The organism is Campylobacter concisus (assembly GCF_015230015.1).
Lineage (GTDB): Bacteria > Campylobacterota > Campylobacteria > Campylobacterales > Campylobacteraceae > Campylobacter_A > Campylobacter_A concisus_AF.
In genome coordinates this window covers 47,533-57,315 of the sequence record NZ_JAAKZC010000014.1, presented here as the reverse complement: position 1 = coordinate 57,315, position 9,783 = coordinate 47,533, and the positions used below count along the sequence as shown (strand labels likewise).

General features: G+C 40.0%; 10 protein-coding genes. All 10 read left to right on the top strand.

Features of this window, described 5'->3' with window-relative positions:
• Positions 1-217 precede the first annotated feature (217 nt).
• From G6W42_RS07960 to G6W42_RS07915, 10 genes are read left to right on the top strand one after another with little or no spacing between them, the layout of a single operon-like run.
• Positions 218-787, top strand: coding sequence for a 4Fe-4S dicluster domain-containing protein (locus G6W42_RS07960; RefSeq protein WP_009294859.1), 570 nt, complete (start codon positions 218-220; stop codon positions 785-787).
• A gap of 1 nt (position 788) precedes the next feature.
• The gene (locus G6W42_RS07955) at positions 789-2,756 is read left to right on the top strand and encodes a proton-conducting transporter membrane subunit (RefSeq protein WP_009294858.1); all 1,968 of its coding nucleotides are present in this window, start codon (positions 789-791) and stop codon (positions 2,754-2,756) included.
• Positions 2,757-2,765: 9 nt separating this feature from the next.
• Entirely contained in the window at positions 2,766-3,686 is a 921-nt protein-coding gene (locus G6W42_RS07950) for a respiratory chain complex I subunit 1 family protein (protein WP_002939300.1), read from the top strand.
• Position 3,687: 1 nt separating this feature from the next.
• A complete protein-coding gene (gene hyfE / locus G6W42_RS07945) occupies positions 3,688-4,332 on the top strand; it encodes a hydrogenase 4 membrane subunit (RefSeq protein ID WP_002939315.1) in 645 nt (214 codons plus the stop codon).
• A 2-nt stretch (positions 4,333-4,334) separates the two neighbouring features.
• Complete coding sequence (locus G6W42_RS07940) at positions 4,335-5,816, top strand: hydrogenase 4 subunit F (RefSeq protein WP_194173589.1); 1,482 nt, start codon at positions 4,335-4,337, stop codon at positions 5,814-5,816.
• Positions 5,813-7,549 (top strand): NADH-quinone oxidoreductase subunit C, encoded by a 1,737-nt coding sequence (locus tag G6W42_RS07935; protein ID WP_009294856.1) that lies wholly within the window; start codon positions 5,813-5,815, stop codon positions 7,547-7,549. The genes G6W42_RS07940 and G6W42_RS07935 overlap by 4 nt, the downstream gene beginning before the upstream one ends.
• On the top strand, positions 7,546-8,085 hold the full coding sequence (locus G6W42_RS07930; RefSeq protein ID WP_002939210.1) for a formate hydrogenlyase complex iron-sulfur subunit: 540 nt from the start codon (positions 7,546-7,548) through the stop codon (positions 8,083-8,085). Before G6W42_RS07935 ends, G6W42_RS07930 begins: the two co-directional genes overlap by 4 nt.
• Positions 8,082-8,906, top strand: coding sequence for an NADH-quinone oxidoreductase subunit B family protein (locus G6W42_RS07925; protein ID WP_021087529.1), 825 nt, complete (start codon positions 8,082-8,084; stop codon positions 8,904-8,906). Before G6W42_RS07930 ends, G6W42_RS07925 begins: the two co-directional genes overlap by 4 nt.
• The gene (locus G6W42_RS07920; RefSeq protein ID WP_012001185.1) at positions 8,903-9,247 is read left to right on the top strand and encodes a formate hydrogenlyase maturation HycH family protein; all 345 of its coding nucleotides are present in this window, start codon (positions 8,903-8,905) and stop codon (positions 9,245-9,247) included. The genes G6W42_RS07925 and G6W42_RS07920 overlap by 4 nt, the downstream gene beginning before the upstream one ends.
• A complete protein-coding gene (locus G6W42_RS07915; RefSeq protein ID WP_021087517.1) occupies positions 9,247-9,693 on the top strand; it encodes a hydrogenase 3 maturation endopeptidase HyCI in 447 nt (148 codons plus the stop codon). Before G6W42_RS07920 ends, G6W42_RS07915 begins: the two co-directional genes overlap by 1 nt.
• The last annotated feature ends 90 nt before the right edge of the window (positions 9,694-9,783 follow it).

Below are 9,783 nucleotides of genomic sequence, written 5' to 3'. Positions count from 1 at the left end.
TCTTAAACTAATATAAAATAAAAATTTAATTTCAAAAATACAAAATTTGTCAGATAGCTGACGGAATTTAATCGCCAGAAGTTATAGAATTGTTTCAAAAATTTCAGGAAGGAGCGTTTGAGATGTTAAATAAAAATTTAACTATCTCTATTCATGTGATTAACAATCACTCTATTAGTGAGCAGGGCGGTCTTGCCTTGTTTTTTAGGAGGAATTTATGAAAAAACATAAATTTGTGATTGCCGATTCTAAACGCTGCATAGGATGTGCGACCTGTATGGCTGCATGTTTTAAAAGTGCTTATGAACGCGGCAAACTATCACGTGCAAGGCTAAGCGTCTTAAGAGAAGCTAGCGGTGTTATGCCGACTCAGTGCAGACAATGCGACGATGGCCCTTGCGCAAATGTATGCCCAACTGGAGCGTTGCGATTTAACGATAATTGCATCGAGCTTCACGAGGAAATTTGTATAGGTTGCAAGATGTGCACGATCGCTTGCCCTTATGGTGCGATAAGCTCAAGTGCAGAGCTTATGCCTTCAGTAAATTACGCTGTCGAGCCAAAATACTATCTTGAAGTAGAGTCACAATCAGGCGCAAAAAACATCGCAGTAAAATGTGATATGTGCTTTGGCCGTGAAAATGGACCAGCTTGCGTTGATGTATGTCCAACAAGCGCTCTTATAATGGTAGATCCAGAAGAGGGCAAACATAAGCTTGGCAAGAGGATAGACTACGATGCAGCGAATAAATTTGCTACTAAAATTTTAAACGGACAAGGAGCATAAGATGACTACGGTTTATATGCTATTTCTTGTAAGTGCCGTCGTTAGTATCTTGCTCTACTGCGCTCCAAAAGCCGCTGTTAAAGTTGGTTTTGGACTAAGTGCTATAAGCTGCTTTTATGCGATGTGTCACTTCGTTGCAAATATGGGAGTAAGTGATAGCTTTGCTCTTATGGATGGCTTTTTGTATTCGCCAAAATTTGCGCTAAATCCACTTGGAAATTTCTTCAGCTTTGTCGTTGTTTTCATAGGATTTGCAAGTAGTGTTTATGGTATGAGCTATGCAGAAGAGTATATAAAAAAAGCAAATGTTGGTGTGTTTGCATGTTTGTTTAACACATTTATCCTTTCAATGCTTCTAGTAATCAGCGCTGATAATGTATTTTGCTTTGTTGTTTTATGGGAGCTTATGACTCTTGTATCATCATTTCTTATCATCGTCAATGACGGTAAAAATACACTTAAAGCGGTTATGGTATATCTTGGCATCGCACAAATCGGTGCATTTTGTATAACCTGTGGATTGCTTATCACAGCTTACTACGCAGGAAGCTTTGAATTTAGCGCATTTATGGGTGTTAAGATGCCATTTGGCGCTTCTGCTGCTGTATTTATACTATTCTTGGTCGGCTTTGGTAGTAAAGCTGGTATGTGGCCATTCCACGTTTGGCTTCCACAAGCTCACCCAGCAGCACCATCAAACGTTTCAGCCCTTATGTCAGGCGTTATGATTAAAGTTGCTCTATTTACACTAGTTAAATTTACACTTTATCTACCACTTAGCACATATTTTGGTCTTACAATACTCGCTCTTGGTGCAGCTAGCTCACTATTTGGTGTTTTATACGCTCTTTGCCAACACGACTTTAAGGCTTTGCTTGCTTACCACTCAGTTGAGAACATAGGCATCATCTTGTTAGGTCTTGGTACTGGTATTTACGGCGTTGCAGCTGGAAATTTAACACTTGCAGCAGTAGGTTTTCTAGCAGGTTGCTACCACGTAGTTAACCACGCTATATTTAAAGGTCTGCTTTTCCTTTGCGCTGGTTCAGTTATCCACGCTACTCATACACAAAATATGGACATCCTTGGTGGTCTTGCTAAAAAAATGCCATGGACAAGCCTTGGTATGTTTATAGGTATCATGGGTATCGCAGCTTTACCTCCAGTAAATGGCTTTGTTTCAGAGTGGTTTACATATCAAGGTATGCTTCAAGGTGCGATGGGAGAAGGAACATTAGTTAGATATGCATTTACACTTGGCGTCGTAGCTCTTGCGCTAACAGGCGTTTTGGTTGGTATGCACCTTAAACTTTATGCTGTTATCTTTGCAGGTACTCCAAGAGATCAAAAAATTTGGGAAAATGCTAAAGAGAGTCCGATAGGTATGGTTCTTGGTATGATCATCCTAATGATAGGCTGCGTTGGCTTTGGTCTTGGCGCAAACTACATAGTTGATTACATCATGCAAGCTGTAAATTCTATCGCTATAAGCGACTATAAAGCTAGCCTTGGTGCTATAAATGTAACTTCACCTATGGGTAGCATGATCTCAACTCCACTTATCGCTTTAGTCCTATGTGCGACTATGATTTTGCCATTTATCATCCTTGCTGTTATGAAAGCAAACAGAGATAAACCACGCGAAACTGATCCTTGGGCTTGTGGCTTTAAATATAGCTCACGTATGCAAATGACAGGTGGTCCATTCACTGGCGACCTTAGAAAGATTATGCAATGGCTATTTAGAGCTGATAAAAAAGTAGTTACTAGAAATTATTTTGACGCGGTTGAGTATCACAACCATCCAAAAGATATTTGGTGGGGAATGTTTTATGAGCCAGTCATTAAATGGTGTGTGAAATTTGCTGATAAGCTAGGTATCGTTCAAAGTGGTTATACAAATGTATATGCACTTTATATCTTGCTATATCTTTGTGTCATACTTGCTGTGGGCTACTTTTTAGTTTAGGAGACGAAAATGCAAACTATACTTTTAATGATATTTCAAGTAGTCGTTATCGTTTTGGTAGCTCCTTTGTTTGATGGTATGGCAAGAAAACTTAGAGCTAAACTTCAATCAAAACAAGGTAGCGATTTCTTTCAAACATATCGCGACATTATAAAGCTTTTTAGAAGAGGAAGAACCGTCCCTGAGTGCTCACACTGGGTATTTAGATGGGCTCCATTTTTCCTTTTTGCAACTTCAGCTGCAGTGCTAGCTGCTATACCTATCACTTATAGCAAAGACACTGTATTTGGAGCTTACTCAGATATATTTGTTATCCTCTATCTTGGTGCGCTACTTAGATTTGTATTTGGTGCAGCTTCAATGGATAGTGGCAACCCATTTGCAGCAACAGGTGGCGGCAGGGAGCAAATGCTTGGTGTTTATGTTGAGCCAGTTATGATTATGTGTTTAATCGTAGTTATGCTTGCAGCTAAAACATCAAATTTAGTTGAGATCCAAGAGATGGTAAGAACTGGCGTTATCGGATATCAAATTCCAAGTTTTGCCGTTGCTTCTATCGCATTTTTGTGGTGTATGTATGTTGAGACTGGTAGAAAGCCATTTGACTTAGCTGAAGCAGAACAAGAGCTTCAAGAGGGTGTTCTTGGTGAGTATGCTGGTAGCGACCTTGGCTTAGTTCAAGCATCACTTATATTAAAACAGTTTGCTATGATAGGACTTTTCCTAAGCATATTTGAGCCATGGAATTTTAGCAATCCTTTCTTAGCTATTATCGTTTTTGTGATAAAAACTGGAGTATTTTACGTCGCAGCTGTATTTATAGACAACTTTGGACCACGCTTTAAAATGACTTCATCTTTACGCAAAAATGCTCTTGGTGCACTTGCTATTTCGTTTGTTGCACTAACACTTTATGTAGTAGGAGCGTGAGATGCAAACACTAGATATATTAGCCATTTGCATGATCGTAACTTCGCTTGCAGTTTTTGGCCTTAGAAGCTTGAAACTCTCAATCATCGCTTATGCGATAGAGACGCTACTTTTAGTTAGTATATTTTTCTTGCTATCTGAGAAATTTAACGCTGAGCAGCTAAAAACTTGGGCGATCGTTGCGTTTTTTACCAAAGTTCTTTTCGTGCCAGGAATTTTGTTCTGGCTTATCAAAAAACTTGGCGTAGTTAGCGAAGACGAGCCAGTTGGTGGATTTTTTGTAAGCCCTGTTATTGCTATGGGATTTTCTCTAGCTCTTTCAATGAGTATCCACCCTATATTTTTAAAATTCTCTCTTATCAAAGAAGAGATTATGTTAATCGCTGCTGGAACAGTCTTTATGATGGGAATTTTTGGCTTTATGTTAAGAAACTCATTTGTAAAACAAATTCTAGCTTACTGCTTGTTTGAAAACGGTATCCACCTAAGCCTTGCTCTAATGGCTTACAACTCACATGAGCTAGTTGAGCTTGGAATTTTAACAGATGCGATATTTGCTGTTATTATCATGAGCGTTCTAGCGATTAGATTTTATAAAGCTTATGATAGCTTAGATACTTCTAAAGCTTCAAATTTAAGGGGTTAGAGATGGATAGTTTAGCTTTAATACTTATCATACCGCTCCTTGGTGCTTTGATCTTGTTTTTAAGTCCTAAAAGCTATGCAGTACTTAGCGGACTTCATGTCTTGTTTTCTGCTGCGACATCAGTGGCTTTACTTAACAATGTTCTTAAAGTTTTAAGTGGCGGAACTTTTTATAGTTTTGATAAATTTTTGTTTTTAGATAGCTTAGGCTGTGTTTTCTTAGTGCTTATCGCCGTAACTGGATTTATAGTAAATTTCTACTCTATCCACTATATGAGATGGGAACTTGAAGATGGACACATTCATTTAAGTGATCTTAAAAAATACTACGCACTAAGCCATGTATTTATCTTTACAATGACTTTAAGTGTTATTTGCAACAACGTTGCGTTTATGTGGGCAGCTATAGAGGCTACTACACTAGCTTCTGTATTTTTGGTTGCTATTCACAAAGATCAAAAATCAACAGAGAGTGGTTATAAATACATCGTTCTTTGCTCAATCGGTCTAGCATTTGCTCTTTATGCAACCGTTCTTCTATACTCAGCTACATATAGCACACTAGGAGACGGCGAGGCTTCTATGCAGTTTTCAAGCATAATGGCTAACGCTAAAAATTTAAACCCAGATGCAGCAAAACTTATCTTTGTGTTTGCGCTAATTGGTTTTGGTACAAAAGCTGGTCTAGCTCCAACTCACACTTGGTTGCCAGACGTTCACGCTGAAGGTCCAGCACCTATCTCAGCATTGCTATCAGGCGTACTTTTAAAATGTGCGATGCTTGCACTTTTAAGATACTACGCTATCACAGCTCAAGCAGTTGGATTTAGCTTTGTTGAAGGCGTAATGATCGTATCAGGAACTATCACACTTTTTGTAGCAGGATTTTTCCTAATAAGACAACACAACGTAAAAAGAATGTTTGCATACCACTCAATCGTTCACATGGGTGTTATCGCATTTGCACTTGGTGTTGGCGGTAAATTTGGTCTATTTGCAGCGATATTCCACTGCTTAGCTCACAGCTTCACAAAAGCTTTGGCTTTCTGCTCAACAGGTAACATAGCAAGAATTTACGGCCACAAAGATATGAGTAAGATGGGCGGCATGGTTAAGATCGCACCTATTACAACTATTATGTTTGGTGCAGCTGTATGCTCACTAGTTGGTGTTCCAGCATTTGCTATATTTGTTAGCGAATATAACGTCTTTGTCGGAGCTATCACAAGTGGTCAATACATTGCAGTTGCGCTATTTGCTATTGCACTTGCAGTTATTTTCATAGCTGACTTTGCGCACTTTAACATGGCAAGTTTTGGCGAGCCAAAAGGTGTGGTTGTTCATAATAAAGAGATGAGTTTATTTGAAAATTTACCTCTTATAGCACTCTGTGCCCTTATCATAATCTTTGGCGTATGGCACGTAGATAGCTTTTATACGCTAGTAAATAACGGTGTTAATATAATGATGGGAGCTTTAAAATGAGAGGCGATAAATTTGTTGAAATCCTAAAAACAAAGGTAAAAATTTTAGAAGTAACTCGTCAAGCAGACGATCAGATCACAGTTTTGGTTGATAGAAACGATCTTCCACTAGCTGTTAAAACACTTTATTATGATATCGGTGGCTTTATAAGCACTATGATACCAAACGACGAGCGTCAGATAAATGGCTGCTATGCGCTTTACTATGCTATCTCAATGGAAGGTAGCAAGATGACTGAGGCGGACGACTTTGCAGCTGAGGATAAGTGCTTTATCACAGTTAAAACTCTTATCCCAGGAAGCGATCCGACATTTCCATCAGTTACTCCGCTTGTGCCAGCTTGTGTTTGGTATGAAAGAGAAGCTTATGATATGTTTGGTCTAGTAGCTGAGGGTCTGCCTGATAAAAGACGTCTAGTTTTAAGTGATGACTGGCCAGACGGACTTCACCCACTTAGAAAAGATGCTATGGACTACCGCTACCGCCCTGATCCAGTGGATCATAGAGATGAGCCTGATGCGGAGTTTTTGTTCCCAACAGGTGATGCAGTAGTTGATGTGCCACTTGGACCACTACACGTTACATCTGATGAACCAGGTCACTTTAGACTTTTCTGTGACGGTGACGAGATCATCGACGCTGATTATCGCTTGTTCTATCAACACCGCGGTATGGAAAAGCTAGCTGAAAACAGAATGAACTATGATCAAATGGGCTATCTTGCAGAGCGTGTTTGCGGAATTTGTGGTTATGCTCACGCTATTGCGTGTATCGAGGCAGCAGAAAAAGCTATCAAGCTTGAAATCCCATTAAGAGCTCAAGCTATACGCGTTATCTGTCTTGAGATCGAGCGTCTTCACAGCCACCTTTTAAATATCGGTCTAGCTTGTGAGGTTACTGGTAACTACAACGCATTTATGCATATCTTTAGGGTTCGTGAGTACTCTATGGAGCTAGCTCAGCTTGTAACTGGCGGACGTAAAACATACGGCAACGTCGTTATGGGTGGCTTAAGACGTGATATGACAAACCATGAGATCAAAAAAGGCTTAGAGATCATCAATAAACTCGATATTCAAATTTCAGAAATTTGGGATGCAGTTTTGGAAGATAAACGCCAAATCGGACGCTGGAAAGGTGTAGGTATCTTAGACCGTCAAATAGCACGTGACTTTAGCCCAGTTGGTCCAAATATGAGAGGCTCTGGCTTCAAACGCGATAACCGCTACGATCACCCATACGACTTCTTCAAACAGATAGAATTTGAAGTAGCAGTTGAGCATGGTTGCGACGTTTTTGCTCGTGAGATGGTTAGATATAAAGAGCTAAAAAGCTCTATCCACATCATCCGCCAATGCTTTGAGATGATGCCTCAAACTCCGATCATGATCGATCCTGTGACTATGATCAAACCTGAGAATTTCGCACTTGGTCACGATGAAGCACCACGTGGTGAGAACGTTCACTGGATCATGCAAGGTAGCGCTCAAAAAGTATATCGCTGGAGATGTAGGGCTGCGACATATAACAACTGGCCAAGCCTAAGGTATCAATTTAGAGGAAACAACATAAGTGACGCTGCACTTATCGTTTGCTCACTTGACCCTTGCTACTCATGCACCGAGCGTGTTACTTTGGTTGATGTAAGGACTAAAAAAAGTAAAATTTTAACAGAAAAAGACCTTAAAAAATTCTGTCAAGATGGCGGGGTTAGTAAGAAGGATTTAAGATGATGAAGTTATTTGACATCACAGAAAAATATGGAAAGGCGACATACGCCTATCCATTTGAGCCATATATTGTGCCTGAGAATTTCCGCGGTCAGCCAGACTATACATACGATCTTTGTATAGGTTGTGCAGCTTGCGGTATCGCTTGTCCTAGTAACGCAATAGAGCTTAAGATGAACGATGAGCAAACAAGACTTGTTTGGCAGTTTGACTGCGGTCGCTGCATATTCTGCGGACGCTGCGATGAGGTTTGCCCAACTGGAGCTGTAAGACTTAGCGATAGCTTTGAGCTTGCGGTTAAATTTGACAAGAGCGCTCTTATACAAAGAGGCGAGCTTGAGATGCAAACTTGCAAATGCTGCGGCAAGCCATTTACGCCAAAAAGGCTTATAAATTTCACCCTTGAAAAGCTTGGCACAGCAAATTTACTCCCAGGCAGACTTGAAGAGGCAAAAGAGTATCTTTTTATCTGCCCAGAGTGCAAGAAAAATCAATCTGCTGAGAGGCTAACAAAAGGTGTTGAGGAGGCTATAAAATGAGTCTATATCAAGTCCCAGAGGACATAAAAACAGCAAATGACCTAACTGCAAAGCTAGAGCATTTAAAAAATATCAAAAGAAGCTTTAGCGTTTATAGGATCGACTGCGGAAGCTGCAACGGTTGTGAGATCGAAATTTTCGCTGCTATCACTCCGATGTGGGACCCAGAGCGCTTTGGCTTTAAGCTTGTAGCAAACCCAAGACACGCTGATATCTTGCTTTGCTCAGGACCAGTCACAAGACAGATGTATTACCCACTTCTTCGTGCTTATGAAGCAGCTCCAGATCCTAAGATCGTAGTTGCTTTTGGTGCTTGTGGAAGTACTGGCGGAATTTTCCACGACGCTTACAGCGTTTGGGGTGGTATAGATAAGATCATACCAGTTGATGTCTATATCCCAGGCTGCCCTCCACACCCAGCAAGTGTTATTTATGGTCTAGGTATGGCTCTTGGCATCATTGATCAAAAGCTACACAAAAAAAGCTATGAAAACGACAGCACTACGCCTCCTCCGGTTAAAAAGTCAGTAATGGGCGATATCTTGTTTGAACGTGACTTGCATGCTGAAAGTAAAAGGCTGATGAGTTATATCTTTGGTAGAACACTATTTGAAAAATATATGGACGCTATCAAGGGCTCAAGTGATATCCACAACCCAGAGCTTGCACGTGAAGCGGTTATAGCAGCTATCAAAAAAGAAGATGATCCTAGATATGCTGAGTGTATGGCACTTTTACACAACGATGTCTATCTAAAATATGCAAAAGCTGGTAAAAATTTTGCGATTGATGTTGATAGTGAGGTTTGGAGTAAAAGATGATACAAGTTTATAAGCTTACAAAAAGGCATATGGACGACAACGAAAAGCTTCCACGCGAGCTAAAGGAGATAAAAATTTTCTCCACTTGCGTGGGACACGGCGTTGGTACGATTGATTTTAGCGAGAAGGTCTTAGAGCTAAGCGATGAGGAATTTGACGAGATGATCAAAAACTCAGGCGAATATGTGAAATTTAAGATCGGAAATTTAAGCAAGTATTTTGAAGTTGAAATTTTTGCTGAGCATATCGCTAGACTCTTGCCACAGCTTTGTGAGTGTAAGCTTAAAGAAATTTTGGCAAATTTAAAAGAGGGATATATCGTGCTTAGGAAGGACTTTTGATGAAAAAGGCCATCCTTTGCATCGGTAATCCTATGCGTGGCGACGATGATGTTGGTAATGAAGTCGGCCGCATCGTAGAAACTGAGCTAAAAGAGTGGAAGGTCTTTTTTGGGCAGGATGTGCCTGAGAATGAATTTTCAGCTATTAGAGAATTTGCGCCTGACATTTTGATAGTAGTCGATGCGATGAGCGGCTTTGATGAGGATAAGATAGAGTTTTTTGACCTAAGTGACGATAGAGACTACATCTACTCAACCCACAACCTCCCAACGCCGGTGCTTTTAAGCTATTTGCGTAAAATTTGTCCAAAGACGCTTTTTCTTGGCATTAGTGTCTTGCTTGAAAATGTCCTTGATTTTGAGGAGGGGCTAAGCGAGCAGGCTAAAAAAAGTGCCAGAAAAGCTTTTTTAAGAATTGTAGAGATTGATAAAAATTTAGTTGGTTAAATTTAGTAAGAGCTAAATTTAATCTGGGGTTTGCTAAAGATAAATTTGATCATTTTGGATTTGAAATTTAGTGTAAAACTAATTTTTAAA

What these genes read in the sequence shown, in the direction of transcription:
- G6W42_RS07960 (WP_009294859.1), top strand. Translation starts at nt 218, where the DNA reads ATGAAAAAACATAAATTTGTGATTGCCGATTCTAAACGCTGCATAGGA.
- G6W42_RS07915 (WP_021087517.1), top strand. Translation starts at nt 9,247, where the DNA reads ATGAAAAAGGCCATCCTTTGCATCGGTAATCCTATGCGTGGCGACGAT.
- G6W42_RS07930 (WP_002939210.1), top strand. Translation starts at nt 7,546, where the DNA reads ATGATGAAGTTATTTGACATCACAGAAAAATATGGAAAGGCGACATAC.
- G6W42_RS07920 (WP_012001185.1), top strand. Translation starts at nt 8,903, where the DNA reads ATGATACAAGTTTATAAGCTTACAAAAAGGCATATGGACGACAACGAA.
- hyfE (WP_002939315.1), top strand. Translation starts at nt 3,688, where the DNA reads ATGCAAACACTAGATATATTAGCCATTTGCATGATCGTAACTTCGCTT.
- G6W42_RS07955 (WP_009294858.1), top strand. Translation starts at nt 789, where the DNA reads ATGACTACGGTTTATATGCTATTTCTTGTAAGTGCCGTCGTTAGTATC.
- G6W42_RS07935 (WP_009294856.1), top strand. Translation starts at nt 5,813, where the DNA reads ATGAGAGGCGATAAATTTGTTGAAATCCTAAAAACAAAGGTAAAAATT.
- G6W42_RS07950 (WP_002939300.1), top strand. Translation starts at nt 2,766, where the DNA reads ATGCAAACTATACTTTTAATGATATTTCAAGTAGTCGTTATCGTTTTG.
- G6W42_RS07940 (WP_194173589.1), top strand. Translation starts at nt 4,335, where the DNA reads ATGGATAGTTTAGCTTTAATACTTATCATACCGCTCCTTGGTGCTTTG.
- G6W42_RS07925 (WP_021087529.1), top strand. Translation starts at nt 8,082, where the DNA reads ATGAGTCTATATCAAGTCCCAGAGGACATAAAAACAGCAAATGACCTA.